Source organism: Nocardia bhagyanarayanae, from assembly GCF_006716565.1.
In the GTDB taxonomy this organism is placed as follows: domain Bacteria; phylum Actinomycetota; class Actinomycetes; order Mycobacteriales; family Mycobacteriaceae; genus Nocardia; species Nocardia bhagyanarayanae.
In genome coordinates this window covers 5,616,701-5,637,461 of record NZ_VFPG01000001.1, presented here as the reverse complement: position 1 = coordinate 5,637,461, position 20,761 = coordinate 5,616,701, and the positions used below count along the sequence as shown (strand labels likewise).

Sequence of the window (20,761 nt, the reverse complement as noted above, 5' to 3'; positions counted from 1 at the left end):
GTCGCCACTGGCGGCGAAAGATGAGACGGTCGAAGTATCGGCCGCCCCCCTTGGCGGCGCAGCTTTCCGCTCCGAAGATTCCGTCATCACACAACGCACGCGCGCGACCAACTGTGAAGCGCACCAAGGGCTTACGGTTGCCTCGGAATCGCCGCCCGCGTGCGGCGACGGGCGTCGGCCCGCCGGGTTTCCTGCGGTGGCGTTCGGCGAAGCGCGGTTCGCCGAACGGGTCAGAACGAGCCGGGGGCGATCGTCCCGATGATCGGATGCTGGGCGGCGTCTTCCTGGCCGCCGGTGAGCAGGCGCTTGAGGATCTTGCCGGTCTCGCCGCGGGGCAACGCGTTGAGGAAGGTGACGTCGCGCGGCACCGAGAACCGGCTCAGCCGATTGCGGATGTAGTTGCGGACCATATCCGAATCCAGGCCCGCTCCTTCGCGTTTCACCACGAAGGCGGCGAGGCGCTGGCCGTATTCCCGATCGGGGACGCCGACCACCGCGACCTCGCGGACCTGCGGCAGATAGGCCAGCGCCTCCTCGACCGGGCGCGGGAAGACGTTCTCGCCGCCGGAGATGATCATCTCGTCGTCCCGGCCCGCGATGAACAGCTTGCCCGTGGCGTCCAGGAAGCCGAGATCGCCGGTGTCGAGCATGCCGTCGGCCTCGTCCGGCGGCGCGGCGTTGACGTAGCCGTCGAAGAGCATGTGATTGCTCACGTAGATGTGCCCCGTCGCGCCGACGGGCAGCGGCTTGCGGTCCGGGCCGAGCACCGCGACCTTGGTGCCGAGCGGCGGGCGGCCCGCGGTGGTCGGCGCCTCGCGCAGGTCGGTGGGGTCGGCGATGGTCGCCCAGGACACCTCGGTGGAGCCGTAGACGTTGTAGAGGACGTCGCCGTAGGCGTCCATGAAGTCGAGCACGGTGCTCGCGGCGAGCGGCGCGCCGCAGCTGGCCACCACCCGCAGGCTCGAGGTGTCGTAGCGGGCCCGGACGTGCGCGGGCAGCTCCAGGGTGCGGTGCACCATTATCGGCACCGCGATGAACGTGCTCACCCGGTGTTCGGCGATCAGGCGCAAGCAGTCCTCGGCGTCGAACTGCTCGGGAAGCACCACCGTGGAACGCAGCGCGGTGCTCAGTTGCAGCGCGGCCAAGCCCCAGGTGTGGAACAGCGGCGCGGGGATGAGCATGGTCTCGTCCATGCGCAGCGGAATGCGGGACAGCAGCGCCGCGATGGTGCTGAACCCCTTGGCGTGCGGACGGCGCGCGCCCTTCGGGGTGCCGGAGGTGCCCGAGGTGAGCACGATCAGCTTGCCCGGATGCGCGGGCTTGCGGAAATCCTTGTGCCCCATGTCCGCGAGATCGTCGAGGGTGGTCCGGCCCGGCACCGGCTTGGTCCGGTCGGTGGCGTAGCGCGGAAGATCGGCGTGCAGGTATTGCACGAGATGGTCGAATTCGCCGTCGACGAACAGCGCGGTGAGCTTGTCGCGCTGCACCACCTCTTCGATGCGCCGCGCCGGTAGGCCGGTGTTCAGCAGCGCCACGTCGACGCCGAGCTTGCCCGCCGCCACCATGGTCTCGACCATTCCACCGTGGTTGCGCGCGAGCAGTCCGATGGCGTCGCCCGCCGCGAGCCCGAGCATCGACATGGCGCCCGCGATGGCGTTGGTGCGCTCGTGCATCTCCGCGAAGGTGCGCGCGCCGCGCGCCTCGATCAGGGCGGTGCGCTCCGGTGCGAACGCGGCCGCCGCCGCGTAACCGCCCGCGAGATTGAATCCCCACTCGGAGAGCCTGCGCAGCTGTTTGAAGCCGAGGTCGGGGCGGTAGGCGCGCACCACGCCGGTGGCCATCATCTGCCGCGCCACCTCCGCGCGGCGGCGGACCGGGGAGTTCTCGCCGTTGACCACGACCGAGGTGGTCGCGCCGCGCACCAGATCGGCGATGCGACGCAGGCCGCGCTCGGTCCAGGCGATGATCGCGCCGTTACCGAGCTTCGCGACGGCCGGATGGATGCGGCCGGGTCCGAAGAACGTGACCGAGACGCGGGTGCGTTCCTCGGTGCCGCGCAGCCGGATCGAGGCGAAGCTGCCCAGCGTCGGGCTGACCAGCTCGAGGCTTTCGTACCAGCGGCCGATCCGCAGCTGGATGACCTGGGTGCGGACCCCGAGCTCGGCGGTGCCGACGCGGAAGCGCAGCATCTGATGTCCGCCAACGGATTCCAGCGGTTCGCACGCGCCGATCCCGGGAAAGACGCGGGGGTAGGTCTGCGGCTCGCGGAGCAGGTCCCACACCGACTGGCGGGGGATCGGGAATTCCACGGTCACATCGATGACGTCGGTAACCACTGGCTTGCAATTCTCGTCGGCCGGTTCGAACAGCTCGGGTCGGCGGAGATTTCATTTGTAGCTCCCGCCGCAATTCTGGTCAAGGGTCCGGCATTTCGCCTGGTAGCGAACTGTTTTCGGACCCATCCGGCGGCTGATTCGACTGTGGTCGAGCGCAACTCGGCTCGGGTCGGCGGGTTTCTCCGACGGCGATTTCGCAAGATGCACACGAAAACGATTTCCGGGCAATTTCGGACAGCTTTGTGAGAAGTCATGAGTGGGTGGCGCCCGAACTGTCGCTGGGTCGAGCGCCTCGGTTCGGTTGCCGGCCGTCGTCACCGTCGAAGCGAACGCCGGGCACCCGCGTTCGGGCAGTGCCGTTCGATGCGATCGGTAGCGGGTACTGCCCTGACGTGTGGTGGAGAGCGGGAAACTAATGTCCCGTCGGGACAATATTGGTAGGATGAGTACATGGGCACCGACGACGCCGTCGACCTGGATGGCCGCAGACTGCGCACCCGCCGCAGCCGCGAGGCGCTGTCGCGCGCCGCGTTCGATCTGCTGACCGAGCGGGGTCTGGCCGCGGTGGGCGTGGAGGACATCGCGGAGCGAGCCGGCGTCACCCGGCGCACCTTCAGCCGCCACTTCCCGTCCATCGAGGCGGCGATCCTCGGCGACATCGACCAGGACATGCACCTGCTGAACGAGGCGCTGGCCCGTCGCCCGGCCGACGAGCCGCCGCTGCGGGCCTATCGCAACGCTGTGCACGACTGGCTGACCGCCGAGTACACCGGGGAGCGGGCCGGTCTGCTCGCCAGGCGCTGGGCGCTGTTCCAGCGCTTCGACGACGAACCGGCGCTGCTGGCCGGCTATCAACGCATCCGCAACGAGGGGCAACGCGAATCGGTGCGCATTCTGGCCGCGCGCCTCGGCGTGGACCCGGCGCGGGATCTGCGCCCGGCGACCGTCGTCGCGGCGTGTTCCGGGCTCATCGTCGCGGCCTTGCAGACCTGGGCGGCCGGGGCGGACCCGGACGGCCTGCCCGATCTCATCGAAGGCTTCTTCGACACCCTCGCCGGGGTGGCGAACGACATCGAGTGCACCATCGAGTACGAGGAGTCGGCGTCATGACCGAGGAACGTCCGGTCGGGTCGGCGGGCATCGTGCGCCGGACCTGCCGACGGATGGGCCTGGACCGAAATCCGATGCGGCGCAGAGAGGATCGGCTGCAATCCGGGGTCGGCATGTTGCTGACCCTGCTGTTCCTCGTCGTCGTCCCACTGGTGGCGATCGGGATCGGCGGCCGGGTCTACGAGACGGAATCCCGGGTGGTCGAGAGTCGTATCGCCGAACTGCGTCGCGTGGACGCCACCGTGGTCGAGGTCGGCAAGGCGCCGCTGTACGCGCCGATCACGCCCGCGCGGGTGTCCTGGGTCGACGACGCGGGCGTCACCCGTGTCGAGGACTATCGCTCCAGCACCTTGGTGAAACCTGGTGCCGCCGTGAGCATCTGGCTAGATCGGGACGGCCGGGTGGTGGAGCCGCCGTCGGAGACCCGAGCGCTGAGCCGTGCTGTGCTGCTGTCGAGCGCGGTGGCGGGCGCGGTGCTCGTGTGCTTCGTGACCGGCTACTGCCTGCTGCGCGCGAGCCTGGACCGCAGGCGTGCGCGGCTGTGGGAAACCGAATGGGCGACAGCGGGTCTCACCTGGGGCGGCCGCGGCGCGGTCTGACCCGCGCGCCTCGCGCGACGAAGTGCGGCGTGCCCGCCGGGTAAGGGTAGGGAACAAACCACGGCAGGCACGCCACTGTGTCCGGCCGCTGCGCGGCGAACGTAGGGCCGGACACAGATCCGAGATTAGGCGACGGGATCGCCCGGTGTCCCCGCCTCGCGGAACATCCGGCGATCCCACGACCCCTCATGGGATGTGTTGTGAGACAGCACAACCGGTTTGTTTCGGTTACACGGGGAAGAGGCTGTGCTTGCGCGGGTTGTGCTTCGGCTTGGGGTCCTTGTCGCGCAGCAGCCGCAGCGCCTTGCGGATCTCCAGGCGGGTCTGCGATGGCTCGATCACCGCGTCGATGTAGCCGCGCTCGGCGGCGATCCACGGCGTCGCCATGGTGGCGTTGTAGAAGTCGATCATCTGCTGGCGCACCTCGGCGCGCTGGTCGGCGGGCGTCGCCTCCAGCTGCCTGCGCCCGATGATGCCGACCATGCTCTCCGCGCCCATCACCGCGATCCTCGCGGTCGGCCAGGCCAGGCTGATGTCGGCGCCGAGCTGTTTGCAGCCCATCACCGCGTAGCCGCCGCCGTAGGCCTTGCGGGTCACCACGGTGACGATCGGCACGGTCGCCTCGATCACCGCGCGGAAGAACCGCCCGCCGCGCTTGATGACGCCGCTGCGCTCCTCCTCGATGCCGGGCAGCACGCCGGGGGTGTCCACCACGAACACCAGCGGCAGGCCGAAGGCGTTGCAGAGGCGGATGAAGTGGGTGGCCTTGTCCGAGCACGCCGCGTCGAGCGCGCCGCCGAGCACCATCGGCTGGTTGGCGATCACGCCGATGCTGCGCCCGTCCACCCGCGCGAAGCCGGTGATCAGGTTCTGCGCGGTACCGGCGCTGACCTCGTGGAAGGCGCCGTCGTCGAAGATGCGCACGAGGATGTCGTGCATGTCGTAGCCGACCTTGTCCGCGTCCGGGATGATCGAGTCCAGCTCGAGGTCGTGCTTGGTCATCTCCGGCTCGAGCCCCGGGTTGACGATCGGCGGTTGTTCCAGGCAGCTGGAGGGCAGGTAGCCCAGGTACTCGCGCACCCAGTCGAACGCGGCGCGCTCGCTGCTCGCGACGTGGTGCACGGTGCCGGTGCGCGCCTGCACGACCGCGCCGCCGAGCTCCTCGGCGCTCACGGTCTCCCCGGTGACCGCCTTGATGACCTCGGGGCCCGTGACGAACATGTACGACTTGTCGGTCGCGACCAGCACGTCCATGTTGACCGGGCCGTACACCGAACCTGCCGCGCACTTGCCGAGCATGATCGCCACCTGCGGCACGAAGCCGGACAGGTCCTCCTGGCGACGGCACATCAGCGCGTACCAGGCCAGCGAGGCGACCGCGTCCTGGATGCGGGCGCCGCCCGAGTCGTTGATCGCGATCACCGGGCAGGCGTTCTCGTAGGCGAACTCCATGGCCGCGGCGACCTTGCGGCCGAACATCTCGCCGACCGAGCCGCCGTGCACGGTCTGATCGTGCGCGATCACCACGACGGGCCTGCCGTCGATGTACCCGCGGCCGGTGACCACGCCGTCGCCGTACATGGCGCTGCCCGCGCCCGGCTGGCGCATCAGCGCCCCCATCTCCACGAAGGTACCGGGGTCGAGCAGCATACGGACCCGCTCGCGGGCGCTGGGGATCTCCTTGGCCTTGCGTTTGGCGATCCCCGCCTCGCCTGCGGGCTCCTCGGCGAGCTCCAGGATGCCCCGGAGCTGCTCCAGCTTCTCTCGCGTACCGGTCATATGTCCGTGTTGTCCTTCGCACTCGACGTGGCGCCCGGTCCGCGGTACGGAGGCGCGGCGCTCGATGCTATCGGTGATGAGACGCGCGGCACACTACGGGCCACCCTACTCATGCGACAACTTCCAGCGGGCGATACCGCGCTCTTTGTCGGATGTCCTATCGCTTCCCGGCCGCCCCGGGTTACGCCGGTTCGACGGAATTCGCCGAACGCCCCGGAAAATATTCGGTCGACCGCGCGGCAGGACGCCCGACAATTCCAACCGGTACGGTCGTAAGCTGTCGGTGACGCCGCTTCGCGCCGCGCCCGCCGCGCGAAAAGCCGTGATCTGCTTGTGATTCCGCCCAACACCTCGGGTGCGGCCTGATGAAATGCCCGGAACTCGGTAACGCGAAGGGATTTCGCCGCGATCGCCGCTATTGTTCGACAGTCATGGCGGGCACACAGGCCGGTTCGGGCACCGAGACGCTGCGTACGAAACTCGTGGAGCATCTGCGATATCGGCCGCGCGGAGTGCCGCCCGGTGATCTCGTGACGATAACGCGGAACTGCCTCGCCGAGGCGGTGGAAGTGCTGGAGCCCGGTGCTTTTCCGGCCGCTCCGGAACCGGCGGAGATCGCGGGCAGCGCCACGCGCTGGGCGCGGGAAGGCGTCGCGCTGGAAACGGTGCTCGGGGCGTATCACGACGGCATTCGTTCCGGATTGGAATTCCTCGCGGCGAACAGCGGCGACTCCGATCAGGTGGTGGCGGGCGCCCGGTTGATCGTGCGCGCGCTGGAGATGGTGACGGTGGGGGCGTCGACGGCCTACGTCGAGGAACACCGGCTGGTCGCCAAGGAGCACCAGACGGCGGCGCAGACCCTCGTCTCGGCCCTGCTCAGCGGGCACGGCGTGGCCCAGCTCGCCAAGCAGACCGGTATCAGCATCGCGCCGTCGTACCAGGTGGTCGCCGTGTCGATCCCGCGGCACAGCGACGAGTTGCGTCCGGGCGGCGGCGCGACGGCGGGACGCCGCAAACTGCGCAGAGTGCAGGCCGCCTTGGCCAATCCGCTCGGCTCGCGTGCGCTGTCGCTGCTGTCCACCGAGGGCGGCACCGTGCTGGTGCCGATCGACGAGGCCTCCGCGCTCACGCCGTTGGCCATGACGGCCGAGGTGCTCGAGGTGGTGAGCGAGGCCGCGGAAGTCCCGCTGACGGCGACGGTCACGGCCGGGGCTCGTTGCCGCATACCGGAACTCGCCGGACGCGCGCACGATCTGCTCGGCCGGATCCGGGCGGCGAACCGTCCTCCCGGCCTGTATCCGATGGCGGGCCTGGGGGAATCGATCGGTTGTGACGGGCCCCAGCAGGCCAGAGGGGCGGTAGTCAACTCGCCCAACAATCCGCGAATGGGGCGTTCGGCCTGATTTTTCGGCCTTATCGTCGGACACGCCTCGATGTTCGAGGCGGGCAAGGAGTGTGACCAGTGACCACCGCGTCGACCGATCTCGACCTGCTGCGCGAACTGGAGCCGGTCGCGGAGCGTCTCCTCGACGACCATCTCCGCAAGGCCAAGGGCTGGCAGCCGCACGACTACGTGCCGTGGGACGACGGCCGCAATTTCGCCGCCCTGGGCGGAATCGATTGGGAGCCGGGACAATCCCGGCTGTCCGAAGTCGCTCAGGTCGCGATGATCACGAATCTGCTCACCGAGGACAATCTACCCTCCTATCACCGGGAGATCTCGGAATCCTTTTCGCTGGACGGCGCTTGGGGCACCTGGGTCGGCCGCTGGACCGCCGAGGAGAATCGGCACGCCATCGTGATGCGCGATTATCTGGTGGTGACTCGCGCGGTGGATCCCGTTGCGCTGGAAGCGGCGCGGATGCAGCACATGACGACCGGCGTCGCGAAACCCGTCAGGGGACCGCAGTTCCTGCGTTCGGTCGCCTACGTGACGTTGCAGGAATTGGCGACCAGGATCAGTCATCGAAATACCGGGGCCGCGTGCGACGAACCACTCGCGGAGCGTATGCTGCAACGAATCGCAGCCGACGAGAACTTGCATATGATCTTCTATCGCAATCTGAGCGCCGCGGCCCTCGACCTCACGCCCAACGCGATGCTGCGCGCGATCACCGACATCGTCACCCAATTCCAGATGCCCGGTCTGACGCAGCCCAACTTCCGCCGCAACGCCGTGCTGCTGGCCAAGCACGGCATCTACGATCTGCGCCAGCATCTGGACGTGGTGGTGCGGCCCGTGCTGCGGGCGTGGAACGTCTTCGAGCGCACGGACCTGTCCGGCGACGGGGAGCGGGCCCGCGACGAGCTGCACGCCTTCCTCGAGGACCTGGAGCAGCGGGCACGACGCTTCGAGGAACAGCGGGAACGGGCCGCGGCCCGTCGGACAGAGCGAGCCGCCGCGAGTTCATGAGTAGACGAGTCTCGATCACCATGGCGGCGTTGTCCGTGCTCGCCGCCGCGACTACCGCGCCCGTGCTCGCCGAAGTGCTCGCCGCGCCCGCGAGCCCGGCGGCCGCGCCGACGCAGGCGCCCGCGGTCGATCCGAAGATGACCAGGACCGGTCTGCTGACCATCGAGAGCCTGGGTCCGCGCCGCGACCGCCTGCACATCGCCTCCGCCGCGATGCGCAGGGTCATCGAGGTCGACGTCCTGCGGGGCTCGGGCTCGGGCCCGCGCCCGACGCTGTACCTGCTCGACGGCGTCGACGGCGAACCGACCTCCGGCTGGCTCACCAAGGGCGGCGCGGAGCGGTTCTTCGCGGACAAACCGGTCGATGTGGTGCTCACCACCGGCGGCACCGGCAGCATGTACAGCGACTGGCAGCGCCACGACGCCGCGCTGGGGCTCAACCGCTGGGAGACCTTCCTCACCGAGGAACTGCCGCCGATCGTGGAATCGCTGCTGAAGGCCGACGGTCGGCGCGCCATCGCGGGCGTCTCGATGGGCGCGCAGGCGGCGATGATGCTCGCGCAGCGCCATCCCGGCCATTATCTGGCGGTCGCGGGCATGAGCGGCTGCTATTCCACCGCCGATCCGCTCGGTCACGCGGTCACCACGATCACGGTGGCCTCGCGCGGCGGGAACGTGGAAAACCTCTGGGGCCCACCGAGTTCGCCCGAGTGGGCGGCGCACGACAGCCTGCTCGGCGCGGACAAGCTGCGCGGCACCGCCATCTACTTGTCCGCCGCCTCGGGCGCCCCCACCGCCGCCGATCTGGCCGCGGTGGCGGCGGCGCCGTCGGTCGTCGACGCGCTGCGCCTCGCCGGGGGAGGCGCAGCGCTCGAGGCCGGCGCCCGCGCGTGCACCGAACGGTTCGCGGGCCGGCTCGCCGAACTGGGGATCCCGGCCGAGGTCGAGTACTCGGACGCGGGCATGCACACCTGGCCGGACTTCGAGGCGCAGCTGCCGCGCGCCTGGCGCGTGCTGGCCACGGCGCTGGGGGTGTGACCCGGCGTCGCGGTGGAATGGGCGAGCGGCGGGCGCGTTGACAACGGGTATGACCGCGGCACTGCCTTCCGTTCGCTTCTCCATCCTGGACCGCTCGCGGGTGCGCCGCGGGCAGTCGCATCCCGCGGCGCTGCGCGAGACGGTCGAGTTCGCGCGGCTGGCCGAGCAGTGGGGTTACCACCGGTTCTGGGTGTCCGAGCACCACAGCGTGCCGGGCGTCGCCGGGTCGGCGCCCACCGTGCTCGCCGCCGCGGCGGCGGCCGCGACCTCGCGCATCCGGATCGGCACCGGCGGGGTGATGCTGCCCAACCATCAGCCGCTGGTGGTGGCCGAACAGTTCGGCGTCCTGGAGTCGCTCTACCCCGGACGGATCGACATGGGCCTCGGCCGGTCGGTCGGCTTCACCGACGGGGTGCGCCGCGCGCTCGGGCACGGCAAGGCCGACGCCGAGGATTTCGACGACCAACTCGCCGCGGTGCTCGACTACTTCGCCCACGGCAGGCAGGGTGTGCACGCGTGGCCCGCGGAGGGCCTGCGGGTGCCCGCGTTCCTGCTGGCCACCGGTTCCGGCGCGGAACGCGCCGCGCGCTTCGGGCTGCCGCTGGTCGTCGCGGCGGTGGCGGGAACCGATCGGATGGTCGAGGCGATCGAACGCTACCGCGCGGAATTCCGCGAAACCGCTTGGGGGAGCGAACCGTACGTCGTCGTCTCGGGCACCGTCCTGATCGCCGACAGCACCGAGGAAGCGCGCAGGATGCTGCTGCCGGAGGCGTGGTCGAACGCGTACTCGCGCACCCGCGGCGAGTTCCCGGTGTTGCTGCCGCCGGAAGAGATCGAGTCGGCTCCGATGACCGAACGCGAGCGGCGCCTGGTCGCGGAATCGATGCGGGATCAGATCCACGGCACCGAGGACGAGGTGGCCGAGGCGCTCGAGCGGCTGGTCACCCGGACCGGAGCGGACGAGATCCTGGTGCACACCAGCACCTACGATCGCACCGCGCGGCTCGAGTCGCACCGGCGGCTGGCGCGACTCATCGGATTGCTTCCTGCCGAGGAGCGACGGGCGGCGTAGGACGCGCCACGCCTCAGCGGAATCGCGCCTCGACCGCGGCGTAGCCGAACAGCCGACGACCCTCGCAACGGAGGTCCACCGTGAGGGTGGCGGCGCGTCGGCGTCGATCCAGCGCGGTGATCCGGCCGCGCAGGGCGAGACGGACCCGCTGCCCGGGCCGGACGCGCAGGCCGTGGACGCCGGGCGCGACCTGGGTGCGGAGCCTGCCGATGGCGCCGGGATCACCGAGCCAGTCGGTGAGATAGCCCGTGGCGAGACCGATTTCGTACATGCCGGATGGCTCGTCGCTCGGCAGGCCGGTCACGTACGAGTACTCGGCCAGATCCGCACCGGACACCTCGAGCAGCTGGACCGGTAGTTGATCGCCGACCGCGAGGGTATCGAAATCTACTGCGGTGCAGAGCGTTCGATCATCGGTGTGGGGGAGCGCTGTCTCGGCCTGCTGCCGATCGGCGAACGCCTCCGCGCCTCCCGATCCGGTCACGGCCCGCACCCGCCCGAGCACCGTCGTCGTGCCGGTGTGCACCGCGCGACCGGCGCCGTCCACCAGCGCGCTCCTGATCGTGAGCACCTCGTAGTCCGAGAAATAGCGCGAGGATTCGACGTGCACCCGGCACTCCAGCCGATCGCCCGCCAGCAGCGGCCTGGCCAGATCGAGCACGTGGTCGGCGTGCAGGACGCGGGGCGCGGTGTGCGGGACGCGAGACGCCGCGGCGGTGATGGTGGTGCGCGGAGAGTGCAGCAATTCCCGGTACAGGTGGCCGAGGAACACGGTGGCGAATGTCGGCGGGGCGACGAGGCCGGAATACCCGAGCCGGTGCGCCGCGTCTTCCCGCCGGTGCGCCGGATGGAAATTGCGGACGGCGCGGGCGAATTCGCGAATGGTCTCTTCGCGAACCACGCCGCGCCACGACGCCGGGATGTCGTGATACGACGGTGATTCGGTGCGGGACATGGGCGTGAAGAGCTCGGTCATAATTTGCTCCAGAATTGCCGTGCCGGTGGAAAAGGGGATCGCCGATCAGGCGGGCGGACCGAAAGGGACGACCAGCGCGGGCACCTGATCCGGTGTCACGGTGGCGACGACGTCCACCCCCGCGCCGGCGAAATCGCCGACCGCGCGGTCGATGTGATCGGCCGAGGTGACGACGACCGCGTCCCTCGCGCCGATGTCGCGCATGATCCTGGCCGAGTGCTCGGCGTTCTGCACCGTCGACGCGGCGTCCGGCTCGACGATCACCCGGTCGGCCGGAATACCGCGGGCGATGAGCCAATCCGCCATCGCCCGCGCCTCGGTGACGCCGTTGCGCGGGTTTCCGCCGGTCACGATGACGGGCGAGGCGGGAGCGAGCAGCGCCTGCGCGAATCCGGCGTGCAGGCGTGCGAGCAGTTCCGGGCGCATCGCGCCATCGGGGAGCAGGCCGTAGCCGAGCACGACGATCGCGGTGTCCGGGCCGCGGAAACCCAGCGCGGGCTGCGCCGAGGCGAGGTGGGGCGGCGGCGGGGAAGCCGCGGCCGAACCGGTGCCCCCGTCGGCCATCGCGCCCGGGGCGTGGAGCAGCGCGGTCGCTGCCGTCGCGGCGCCGAGCAGGGCGCGCATCGTGCCGCGGCGGAACCGCGGTCGCGGAAACAACGTGTGGAACATGGCATCTCCATCGATTAGCCATCGAGTGGCCTTCGATGGCTGGGAAATCTCGCTCCATGATCGCGCCGTGATCCGCCCGGCACACCGTGCCCGCCGGAATATTTGGAGATGTCATCGTTCGGCGACCGCGTAATTGGAGGGTTGCACTCGAGGTCGTGAGCGATACCCGAAATCGTTCGGCGCGCCTGTCACCCGAACCGGCGCACGCCTGCGCGGCGGTGACTGTGCACGTTCCCTACGGCCGCGGCAAACGCTTCGTGAGGTGTCCAGATACCCGCTCGCGGTGTGGGTTTCGCCGTTTCGCCGGTCCTAGCGTTGGCGCAGTTTCAGTCCCGCCGACCGGCACGGCGGGCCTGCGAACCGCAAGAACCGAGAACGAGGGAACGACGTCGTTCCGACCGAAAGGCATCTGATGAAACGAAGTACCTGCGGCCGAACACTCGGCGCCGCGGCGGTGTCGATCGTATCGGTGCTCGCCATGAGCTTCACCGGTGTCGCGGCCCAGGCCGCGCCCGAACCGGCGCCGACCGAACAGGCCTTGGCGGACCTCATCGCCGCGGGCCGCAAGGCGGCGCCGGTCGCCGACTCGGGCAGCGCAGGCAGCTCCGGCTCGGCCTGCACCTCCGGCAGCGGCGCGGGCTCCGGCAACGGCTCGGGCGACTGCTACGGGGGATCCGGAAGCAGTTCCGGTTCCTCGGGCGGATTCGCCAGCGACACAGTCGGTTACGGCCCGCCGATGACATCGTGGCTGGCCGCGTTCGGCTACGGTCTGCTGAATCCCGATGTCGCCCCGCCCGGCGCCAACGACTGGAACTGCAAGCCCACCGCCGAGCACCCCCGTCCCGTGGTGATGCTGCACGGCACCTGGATGAACGCCTACAACGGCTACGCCTTCATGGGCCAGCCGATCAAGGACGCCGGCTTCTGCACCTTCACCTTCAACTACGGCCGCTCGAATTTGCTCGAGGGCGGCGGCCTCGGTTCGGTGCTGCCCGGCGTGATGGGCACCGGCTACATCTGGGACTCGGCCAAGCAACTGGCCACCTTCGTCGACCGGGTGCTCGCGGCCACCGGAGCCGACGAGGTCGACATCATCGCCCACTCGCAGGGCGGCGCGATGGCCAACTGGTACACCAAGTTCGAGGGCGGGGCGGCCAAGGTGCAGAACCTCGTCACCTACGGCGCGACCCACCACGGCACCAGCCTGATCGGGATCGGCGCGCTGGGCCGGGCCATCAACAACTTCGGCATCGACATCCTCGGCTTCATCGAGATCTTCGTCGGTCACGCGGGCATCCAGCAGACGGTCGGCTCGGAGTTCGTGCAGAAGCTCAACGCCAACGGCGACACCGTGCCCGGCGTGGACTACACCATCGTCGGCACCCGCTACGACGAGATCACCAACCCTTACGACCTGACCTTCCTGCAGGCCGGTCCCGGCGTGAAAGTGGACAACATCACCCTCCAGGACGGCTGCGAGCAGGACGTCTCCGACCACCTCACGATGATGTACTCGCCGCGGGCGCTGTCGATCGCGTTGCGCGCGCTGGACCCGGTGGGTCACCCGCAGCTCGACTGCACCTTCAACCCCTGGCTGATCGGAGGTGGTGGCGCACTGTGACCTGTTGACCGATCGGGCGGTCGGGATGTCGGGCGGGAACCCTCGAACCCCTCCCGTACAGGCGCGACCCGACCGCCGGCGCCGAGCCCACCGAGCGGAGTAACGCACGCACTGCCGCCCGGTGGGCTTCGGCGTGCTAGGAGTCGACCCGGTCCGGAGCCGCGGGCTGCCGAGCCCACCGCTGCTGGATGCGGCCGTAGCGCCACACCAGCAGCGCGAGGACCCAGGTGACGACGAACAGGCCCACGACGACATAGCCCAGGACGTTCAGGTCGATGCCGGTGAGCCAGTCCCAGAAACCGCCGGACCAGCCGAGCTGCTCGGCGAGCAGGCCGAGCAGCTGGACGGTGCCGATGAGCAGGGCAACGGCGACCGACAGCGCCGTGACGGCGATGTTGTAGTAGACCTTGCGGACAGGTTCGGCGAATGCCCATCCGTAGGCGAAATTCATGAACGTTCCGTCGATGGTGTCGAGCAGGCTCATGCCCGCGGCGAACAGGACGGGCAGGCACAGGATCGCGTACCAGGGCAGACCGGCGGCCGCGCTGGTCCCGGCCAGCACGAGCAGCGCCACCTCGGTCGCGGTGTCGAAGCCGACGCCGAAGAGCAGACCCACCGGGTACATCTGCCACGGCCTTTTGACCGCCTTCATCACCGGTCCGAGAAGGCGATTCGTCAATCCCCGTTTGGCGAGCTGATCTTCGAGCGCGGTCTCGTCGTAGACCCCGGCGCGCACGCTCCGGAAAACGCGCAGGATGCCGATCAGCACAACGATGTTGACGATGGCGATGAGGTAGAGGAACGCGCCCGAGACCGTGGTGCCGAACAGCCCGGTGTAGTGCTGCAGACCGGACGAGTCGTCCTCGACGGGTCCGGCGAGCGACCTGATCCCGATCGACAGCAGGAAGGCGAGTCCGAAGACGATCGTCGAATGCCCGAGAGAGAAGAAGAATCCGACCGAGAGCGGGCGCTGCCCGTCGCTCATCAGCTTGCGGGTGGTGTTGTCGATCGCGGCGATGTGGTCGGCGTCGAAGGCGTGTCGCAAACCGAGCGTGTAGGCGGTCAGGCCGACGCCGACCCCGAGCGTCTGCGCGCCGATGTCCAGATTTCGCGGCACGACGAACACGATCAGGGTGACCCAGCCGACCAGGTGCAAGGCCGCGATCACGGCGAACATGCCTGCCATGCCGAGCCACTCGGGGCGGGTCAGCGAGTGGCGAACGACGTCGAGGCGGGATCGTCCGGTGCCGGAGGAAACGGTCACGTCCGCGACAGCCTGTCGTTGGTGACGCGCAACTGGCGGTCCGTGCTGTCGGCGAGGTCGCGGACCTGCTCCGGCTCCAGCAGCCCGCACAACCGATCCCAGTGCAGCGCGACGAGATCGTGCTCGCGCACGTCCGGCGCGGGGGAGTAGCCGTCGACCCACACCGCTACCTGCCGAGTCTCGGGCGGGGACAACGCGAGTCGGTTCCCGTCCCACGCCAGGCGGCGAGTCGACACCGTCACCCGATCGTCCGCGCGAGCCAGGACCGTTCCCCAGGTGATGCGGCAGTTGTCGAGGACGCGCAGCGGGTGCTCGTCGTTTCCCCGTCCGAGCAGTCTGGTCCACGGGTAGACGCCGAAGACGTGGAAGCAGTGGTTGGCGGCGGCCTCGGGCGCCAGTTCCGTGGTCAGATGCGCCCAGTAGTGACCGGCGACCGGACCGATGACCGCCAGGAGTTCCGCCATGAACTCCGCCGGGTCCAGCCGCGCGCCGATTCCCCCTCCCAGCCAATACGATTCGACGAGGCGGCGGTCCAGCGGGTCGTCGATGCCGGTCAGCCGCGACATGACCCGCAGGTAGGGCCACGCGCCGGAGAATCGGCGCGCCATCGCCCTGACCTCCGCCGCGGGCAGGTCGACCATCGACCCGCTCGCGGCGGGACCGCAGTGGCCGAGCGCGTTGGGCGCGTGGGCGTAGCGGGCGAACATCTCCGTTCCGTCGAGGCCTGCCACGTCGAGCCCGGTGACCGAGCCACCTCCTCGCGCCGCCCCGGCGGAAGCCGAATCGCCGTCCATGTCAACAGATTCGGGGCAATTGCTCGCCCGCGGGCAGGTCGACCACCCGGTTTCCGCCCAGCGCCGTGCGGGCGACCACCATGCCGGGATGTTCGTCGACGCAGACGCCGATCGCCTCGGCGCGCCCGCCCAGCGGGTGCTCGCGCATGGCCGCGAGGACCCGGTCGGCGTCCTCCGGCGCGACGAAGGCGATCAGCTTGCCCTCGTTCGCGACGTACAGCGGATCCAGGCCGAGCAGTCCGCACGCATCGCGAACCTGCGAGGACACCGGGATCTTCCGCTCGTCCAGCGACACACCGACTTTCGCCACCCCGGCGATCTCGTTGAGCGTCGCGGCCACCCCACCGCGCGTCGGATCACGCAGGACGTGCACGTCGGCGCCGGTGGCCAGCATCGCCGCGACCAGACCGTGTAGCGGCGCGGTGTCGCTGCACACCGTGGTGCCGAATTCCAAGCCCTCGCGACAGCTCAGCACCGCCACGCCGTGCAAGCCGATCTCCCCGCTGACCAAGACCACGTCGCCCGGTCGCGCGCGCTGCGGGCGGATGTCGACGCCGTCGTCGATCAGGCCGATACCCGCGGTGTTGACGTACACGCCGTCGCCGTGACCGGCGTCGACGACCTTGGTGTCGCCGGTGACCAGCTTGACCTCCGCCCCGAGGGCGGCGGTGCCCATGGCCGCGGCGATGCGCGCGATGTCGGCGAGCGCGGTGCCCTCCTCCAGGATGAAGGCGGTCGACAGCACCATGGGACGGGCGCCGGACATCGCGAGATCGTTGACGGTGCCGTTCACGGCGAGCTCGCCGATCGAGCCGCCGGGGAACTCCATCGGTTTCACCACGAACGAATCGGTGGTGAACGCCAACCGGGCGCCGCCGAGGCTGACCACCGCCGAATCGCCGAATCCCGCCTCGGCGGCCGATCCGAACGCGGGCAGGAAGAGATGCTCGATCAGCTCGCCCGACATCGCACCGCCGCCGCCGTGCCCCATCACGATGTTCGGCGAATCCCGCAGCGGCATCGGGCAGACCCAGCTGCCCATGTCGACGCGCGCGGGCGCGGGCGATCCGGTCTCGTCAAGCATGAGCGACCTCCGCGGGTAGGTCGAGCCGCCGGTACAGGTAGTAGGCGGCGCACGCGCCCTCGGAGGAGACCATGGTGGCGCCCAAGGGATTTCGCGGCGTGCACTGCTTGCCGAAGGCGGCGCACTCGTGCGGCTTGATCAGGCCTTGCAGCACCTCGCCGGACCGGCAGATCGAGGACTCCTCGGTGTGCAGCTCGTCGACGGAGAACCGCTGCTCGGCGTCGTAGTCGCGGTACCGCTCCGACAGCCGCCAGCCGCTGCGCGGAATGACGCCGATGCCGCGCCAGGCCCGGTCGGTGACCTCGAAGACGTCCTCGAGCATCGCCTTGGCGGCCGGGTTGCCCGCGGCGGCCACCGCGCGGGGATAGGCGTTCTCCACCTCGTGCCGCCCGGCCTCCAGCTGCATCACCGTGCGGCGGATCCCCTCCAGGATGTCGAGCGGCTCGAACCCGGTGACCACCACCGGAACTCGGTATTTCTCGGCCAGCGGCGGGTATTCGCCGGTGCCCATGACGGTGCACACGTGACCGGCGGCGAGGAACCCCTGGACCCGGCAATCGGGCGACTCCATGATCGCGGCGATGGCGGGCGGCACCAGCACGTGCGAGACAAGCAGCGAGAAGTTCCGCACGCCGAGCCGCTTGGCTTGGTAGACGGTCATCGCGTTGGCCGGCGCGGTGGTCTCGAAGCCGATGCCGAAGAACACCACCTGCCGGTCCGGGTTCGCGCGCGCGAGCTCGAGCGCGTCGAGCGGTGAGTAGACCACGCGCACGTCGCCGCCTTCGCTCTTGACGCGGAACAGATCCTTGTTGCTGCCGGGCACCCGCAGCATGTCGCCGAACGAGCAGAAGATCACTCCCGGCCGCGCGGCGATCTCGAGCGCCTTGTCGATCACCTCGAGCGGGGTGACGCAGACGGGGCAACCCGGGCCGTGGATCATCTCGATCTGGTCGGGCAGCAGCTGATCGATGCCGTGCCGGATGATCGAATGCGTCTGGCCGCCACAGACTTCCATGATCGACCACCGTCTGCTCGTCGCGCCGCGGATCCGGTCGAGCAAGCCCTTGGCAAGCTGTGGATCGCTGAATTCGTCGAGGTACTTCACGACGTCACCTCCGGATCGTCTCGCTGCTCGGTCGTTTCGGGGTTCTCGACTCCCGCCTGCTTCGCGGCGATGGCGAATCCGTCGCCGAACTCTTCGTTGAGCACACCGAGGCGTTCGAACTCGGCCAGGGTCTGTAGCGCGGACTGCTCGTCCAGACGCTGAATCGCGAATCCGACGTGGACGACGACGTAGTCGCCGACCGCCGCGTCGGGGATGTATTGCAGGCACACATCCTTGTGCACGCCGCCGAAGTCGACGGTCGACATCAGCGTGCCGTCCCGCTCGTGCAGGCTGAGCACCTTTCCCGGTACTGCCAGGCACATCGTCGCTTCTCCTTTCCGCTCATCCCGCTCCGATGGCGAGTAGCTGGCCGAACGCGAGTCCGCCGTCGTTCGGCGGCAGCCTGCGATGGCAGAGGACTTCGAAGCCCTTCTCCTGTAGAAGTTTTCGAGTGGCCGAGAGCAGCAGGGCGTTCTGGAACACCCCGCCGGACAGGGCCACTGGCGTGGCCGAGGCTCCGTATTCGACGGCGAGGTCGAGGATCAGGCGCGCGACCGCCGCGTGGAAGCGCGCGCCGACCACGGCGGGCGGGACCCCGGCCCGCACATCGGCGACGACCGCGGCGATCACCGGAGCGGGATCGATCGCGGTGCCGCCGCGACCGCGGGAGCCGTCGTTCGCCGGGATGGCGAACTCGTAAACTCCCGCACCGGGATCCGCGCCGCGAGCCAGTCCCTCCAGCTCGATCGCCGCCTGGGCCTCGTAGTCCACCTCGTGGCGCACCCCGGCCAGCGACGAGACCGCGTCGAAGAGCCTGCCCATGCTCGAGGTCGGCACGCAGCCGAAGCCGGTATCCAGCTGGTGTGCCAGAACTTTGCGTTCTTCGGCCGGGCATGCCCGGACCGCGAGGATGTCCTCGGTCCAGTCGATCCCGGCGGCGCGCAGGTGCGCCAGCGCCATGCGGTACGGCCGACGCACGCTCAGGTCGCCACCGGCGAGGGGCACGTAGCGCAGATGCGCGAGCCGCCGGTACCCCTTGTATCCCGCGGCGAGCACCTCGGCGCCCCAGATCGCCGCGTCGGGCCCGAAACCGGTTCCGTCGAACGCGATTCCGAGCACCGTCGCGGCGGGGTCGAGGCCGTGCTCGCCCATCACCGCCGCGATATGGGCGTGGTGGTGCTGCACCGTCCGTAGCGGGCGGCCGTCGGCGTGTTGTTCGGCCCACGCGGTGGACCGGTAGCGCGGGTGCGCGTCGGCGGCCAACTGGATCGGCCGCACGGCGGTGAGCTCCTCGAGATGCCGCTCGGCCTCGGTGAACGCGCGCAGCGTTGCCAGGTCGTCCATGTCGCCGATGTGCTGGCTCAACCACGCGTAGCGGCCGTCGGCCACCGCGCAGGTGTTCTTCAGATCGGCGCCGACAGCCAGCGTCGGCGGCATCGGCGTCGGCAGGGCCAACGGCATCGGCGCGTACCCACGGGAGCGGCGCACCGGCAGTTCGACGCCGTCGACCAGCCGCACCACCGAATCGTCGCAGGGCACCACGATGCGCCGGTTGTGCGTGAGCCACGCGTCGGCGAGGCCCGCCAGGCGCTCGCGCGCGTCGGCGTCGTCGTAGCAGATCGGCTCGCCGCCGAGGTTTCCCGAGGTCATCACCAATGCCTGGGGGCCGGGCGGGTCGTCGGGCAGCCCGAACAGCAGCAGATGCAACGGCGAGTAGGCGATCATCACGCCGAGATCGGGATTGCGCGGAGCCACCGATCTGGCCGGTGCCGGAAAGGCCGCCACGGCAGGCGATTCGGGCTCCGCGCGCCGCGGCAGCAACACGATCGGGCGGGCGGGCCCGGTCAACAATGCGGCGGCGGCCGCGTCGACCTCGACGATCGCCCGTGCGGTCGCCAGATCCGGCACCATGAGCGCGAACGGCTTGTCGCCGCGCCGTTTCCGGCGACGGAGCTCGGCGACGGCGGCCTCGTTCGCCGCGTCGCAGGCCAGGTGGTATCCACCGATGCCCTTGACCGCGAGAATCCCGCCGCGCCGCAGCAACTCTCGGGACGCCGCGATCGGGTCTCCCGCGCCGGGGCCGGTGTAGCCGAGCGTGGGACCGCAGTCGGGACAGGCGATCGGCTGCGCGTGAAAGCGGCGATCGGCGGGGTCGGCGTACTCGCGCGCGCACGCCGCGCACATGGGGAACTCGGCCATCGACGTGCGGTCGCGGTCGTAGGGCAGACTCGCGATGATGGTGAATCGAGGACCGCAGTTGGTGCAGTTGACGAAGGGGTGCCGGTAGCGGCGATCGGCCGGATCGCGCAGTTCGGCGGCGCACTCGGCGCAGATCGCCACGTCCGGCGAGGCCAGTGTGCGTCCCGCGCCGTCGCGGGTGGTGTCGGCGATGTGGAACCCGGTGCCGCCGCGCGCCGGAATCTCGGTCGTCTCGATGGATTCGACGACGGCCAGCGGTGGCGGACTCTGGTGGACGCGGCGCTCGAATTCGTCCAGATCCCGCGCGGCGCCCTCGACCTCGACGATCACACCGGAGCTGTCGTTGGACACGCGACCGGCCAGCGACAGCTCGGCGGCGGTGGTGTAGACGAACGGCCGGAATCCGACGCCCTGCACCACGCCGCGGACCAGGATCCGCCGCCGGGTTCGCGCCGCGGTCACGGTTCCTCCCCGCGTCCCAGCAGCCGCAGCCCCGCGAGCGCCTCGGCCGCGCCCGCCTCGTCGGTTCGCTCGACCGCGAAACCCATGTGGATGATGACCCACTCGCCGGGGCGCACCGGGCCTTCGTCGAGCATGCCGATGTTCACTTTGCGCGTCTCACCCGAGACGTCCACCAAGGCCACCTGATCGTGGTAGCCCTCGGCCATCCGCACGACCCGGCCCGGAATCCCGAGGCACATCG

The 20,761-nt window shown here is 69.8% G+C and carries 18 protein-coding genes; 7 read left to right on the top strand and 11 right to left on the bottom strand.

Features of this window, described 5'->3' with window-relative positions; translation table 11 throughout:
- Positions 1–230: 230 nt before the first annotated feature.
- Positions 231–2,336 (bottom strand): AMP-binding protein, encoded by a 2,106-nt coding sequence (locus tag FB390_RS24680; RefSeq protein WP_141811093.1) that lies wholly within the window; start codon positions 2,334–2,336, stop codon positions 231–233.
- Between the two features lie 450 nt (positions 2,337–2,786).
- On the opposite strand from FB390_RS24680, the gene FB390_RS24675 reads away from it, so the two are divergent.
- Together FB390_RS24675 and FB390_RS24670 are read left to right on the top strand one after the other, a co-directional pair.
- On the top strand, positions 2,787–3,446 hold the full coding sequence (locus tag FB390_RS24675; protein WP_141811092.1) for a TetR/AcrR family transcriptional regulator: 660 nt from the start codon (positions 2,787–2,789) through the stop codon (positions 3,444–3,446).
- Positions 3,443–4,045 carry an Rv1733c family protein gene (locus FB390_RS24670; protein ID WP_141811091.1) on the top strand — a complete coding sequence of 201 codons (603 nt, stop codon included), beginning with the start codon at positions 3,443–3,445 and terminating at the stop codon, positions 4,043–4,045. The genes FB390_RS24675 and FB390_RS24670 overlap by 4 nt, the downstream gene beginning before the upstream one ends.
- 228 nt (positions 4,046–4,273) lie before the next feature.
- Here the strand turns inward: FB390_RS24670 and FB390_RS24665 are convergent, their stop codons facing one another.
- Positions 4,274–5,824 (bottom strand): acyl-CoA carboxylase subunit beta, encoded by a 1,551-nt coding sequence (locus tag FB390_RS24665; RefSeq protein WP_141811090.1) that lies wholly within the window; start codon positions 5,822–5,824, stop codon positions 4,274–4,276.
- Between the two features lie 431 nt (positions 5,825–6,255).
- On the opposite strand from FB390_RS24665, the gene FB390_RS24660 reads away from it, so the two are divergent.
- Genes FB390_RS24660 through FB390_RS24645 form a run of 4 tightly spaced genes read left to right on the top strand, consistent with a single transcriptional unit; the run spans position 6,256 to position 10,346 of the window.
- Positions 6,256–7,227 carry an RsbRD N-terminal domain-containing protein gene (locus FB390_RS24660; RefSeq protein WP_141811089.1) on the top strand — a complete coding sequence of 324 codons (972 nt, stop codon included), beginning with the start codon at positions 6,256–6,258 and terminating at the stop codon, positions 7,225–7,227.
- A 59-nt stretch (positions 7,228–7,286) separates the two neighbouring features.
- Positions 7,287–8,237, top strand: coding sequence for an acyl-ACP desaturase (locus tag FB390_RS24655; protein WP_141811088.1), 951 nt, complete (start codon positions 7,287–7,289; stop codon positions 8,235–8,237).
- On the top strand, positions 8,234–9,274 hold the full coding sequence (locus FB390_RS24650) for an alpha/beta hydrolase (protein WP_141811087.1): 1,041 nt from the start codon (positions 8,234–8,236) through the stop codon (positions 9,272–9,274). The genes FB390_RS24655 and FB390_RS24650 overlap by 4 nt, the downstream gene beginning before the upstream one ends.
- 49 nt (positions 9,275–9,323) lie before the next feature.
- The gene (locus FB390_RS24645; RefSeq protein ID WP_141811086.1) at positions 9,324–10,346 is read left to right on the top strand and encodes an LLM class flavin-dependent oxidoreductase; all 1,023 of its coding nucleotides are present in this window, start codon (positions 9,324–9,326) and stop codon (positions 10,344–10,346) included.
- Positions 10,347–10,359: 13 nt separating this feature from the next.
- Here FB390_RS24645 and FB390_RS24640 read toward each other — a convergent pair whose 3' ends face one another.
- Positions 10,360–11,322 (bottom strand): FAS1-like dehydratase domain-containing protein, encoded by a 963-nt coding sequence (locus FB390_RS24640; RefSeq protein ID WP_141811085.1) that lies wholly within the window; start codon positions 11,320–11,322, stop codon positions 10,360–10,362.
- 45 nt (positions 11,323–11,367) lie between these two features.
- Positions 11,368–11,991: a YdcF family protein gene (locus FB390_RS24635; RefSeq protein ID WP_141811084.1), complete on the bottom strand. Its 624-nt coding sequence runs from the start codon at positions 11,989–11,991 to the stop codon at positions 11,368–11,370.
- 412 nt (positions 11,992–12,403) lie between these two features.
- Between FB390_RS24635 and FB390_RS24630 the strand changes: the two genes are divergently transcribed.
- Complete coding sequence (locus tag FB390_RS24630; RefSeq protein WP_141811083.1) at positions 12,404–13,612, top strand: esterase/lipase family protein; 1,209 nt, start codon at positions 12,404–12,406, stop codon at positions 13,610–13,612.
- A 136-nt stretch (positions 13,613–13,748) separates the two neighbouring features.
- Here the strand turns inward: FB390_RS24630 and nicT are convergent, their stop codons facing one another.
- From nicT to FB390_RS24595, 7 genes are all read right to left on the bottom strand, one after another.
- Positions 13,749–14,876: a Nickel transporter NicT gene (gene nicT, locus FB390_RS24625; RefSeq protein WP_246124193.1), complete on the bottom strand. Its 1,128-nt coding sequence runs from the start codon at positions 14,874–14,876 to the stop codon at positions 13,749–13,751.
- A complete protein-coding gene (locus tag FB390_RS24620; RefSeq protein WP_141812006.1) occupies positions 14,873–15,583 on the bottom strand; it encodes a DUF6390 family protein in 711 nt (236 codons plus the stop codon). The genes nicT and FB390_RS24620 overlap by 4 nt, the downstream gene beginning before the upstream one ends.
- A gap of 88 nt (positions 15,584–15,671) precedes the next feature.
- Positions 15,672–16,754: a hydrogenase expression/formation protein HypE gene (gene hypE / locus FB390_RS24615; protein ID WP_141811082.1), complete on the bottom strand. Its 1,083-nt coding sequence runs from the start codon at positions 16,752–16,754 to the stop codon at positions 15,672–15,674.
- Positions 16,747–17,859 carry a hydrogenase formation protein HypD gene (gene hypD / locus FB390_RS24610; RefSeq protein ID WP_141811081.1) on the bottom strand — a complete coding sequence of 371 codons (1,113 nt, stop codon included), beginning with the start codon at positions 17,857–17,859 and terminating at the stop codon, positions 16,747–16,749. Before hypD ends, hypE begins: the two co-directional genes overlap by 8 nt.
- On the bottom strand, positions 17,856–18,182 hold the full coding sequence (locus FB390_RS24605) for a HypC/HybG/HupF family hydrogenase formation chaperone (RefSeq protein ID WP_141811080.1): 327 nt from the start codon (positions 18,180–18,182) through the stop codon (positions 17,856–17,858). The genes hypD and FB390_RS24605 overlap by 4 nt, the downstream gene beginning before the upstream one ends.
- A gap of 19 nt (positions 18,183–18,201) precedes the next feature.
- Positions 18,202–20,520 carry a carbamoyltransferase HypF gene (hypF, locus tag FB390_RS24600; protein WP_141811079.1) on the bottom strand — a complete coding sequence of 773 codons (2,319 nt, stop codon included), beginning with the start codon at positions 20,518–20,520 and terminating at the stop codon, positions 18,202–18,204.
- Positions 20,517–20,759 (bottom strand): HypC/HybG/HupF family hydrogenase formation chaperone, encoded by a 243-nt coding sequence (locus FB390_RS24595; protein WP_141811078.1) that lies wholly within the window; start codon positions 20,757–20,759, stop codon positions 20,517–20,519. Before FB390_RS24595 ends, hypF begins: the two co-directional genes overlap by 4 nt.
- Positions 20,760–20,761: the final 2 nt, after the last annotated feature.

Excerpts from the sequence above, each read along its gene's own strand:
- FB390_RS24675 (WP_141811092.1), top strand. The coding sequence starts at position 2,787 with ATGGGCACCGACGACGCCGTCGACCTGGATGGCCGCAGACTGCGCACC.
- FB390_RS24670 (WP_141811091.1), top strand. The coding sequence starts at position 3,443 with ATGACCGAGGAACGTCCGGTCGGGTCGGCGGGCATCGTGCGCCGGACC.
- FB390_RS24665 (WP_141811090.1), bottom strand. The coding sequence starts at position 5,824 with ATGACCGGTACGCGAGAGAAGCTGGAGCAGCTCCGGGGCATCCTGGAG.
- FB390_RS24660 (WP_141811089.1), top strand. The coding sequence starts at position 6,256 with ATGGCGGGCACACAGGCCGGTTCGGGCACCGAGACGCTGCGTACGAAA.
- FB390_RS24650 (WP_141811087.1), top strand. The coding sequence starts at position 8,234 with ATGAGTAGACGAGTCTCGATCACCATGGCGGCGTTGTCCGTGCTCGCC.
- FB390_RS24645 (WP_141811086.1), top strand. The coding sequence starts at position 9,324 with ATGACCGCGGCACTGCCTTCCGTTCGCTTCTCCATCCTGGACCGCTCG.
- FB390_RS24640 (WP_141811085.1), bottom strand. The coding sequence starts at position 11,322 with ATGACCGAGCTCTTCACGCCCATGTCCCGCACCGAATCACCGTCGTAT.
- FB390_RS24635 (WP_141811084.1), bottom strand. The coding sequence starts at position 11,991 with ATGTTCCACACGTTGTTTCCGCGACCGCGGTTCCGCCGCGGCACGATG.
- FB390_RS24630 (WP_141811083.1), top strand. The coding sequence starts at position 12,404 with ATGAAACGAAGTACCTGCGGCCGAACACTCGGCGCCGCGGCGGTGTCG.
- FB390_RS24620 (WP_141812006.1), bottom strand. The coding sequence starts at position 15,583 with ATGTTCGCCCGCTACGCCCACGCGCCCAACGCGCTCGGCCACTGCGGT.
- hypE (WP_141811082.1), bottom strand. The coding sequence starts at position 16,754 with ATGCTTGACGAGACCGGATCGCCCGCGCCCGCGCGCGTCGACATGGGC.
- FB390_RS24605 (WP_141811080.1), bottom strand. The coding sequence starts at position 18,182 with ATGTGCCTGGCAGTACCGGGAAAGGTGCTCAGCCTGCACGAGCGGGAC.
- FB390_RS24595 (WP_141811078.1), bottom strand. The coding sequence starts at position 20,759 with ATGTGCCTCGGGATTCCGGGCCGGGTCGTGCGGATGGCCGAGGGCTAC.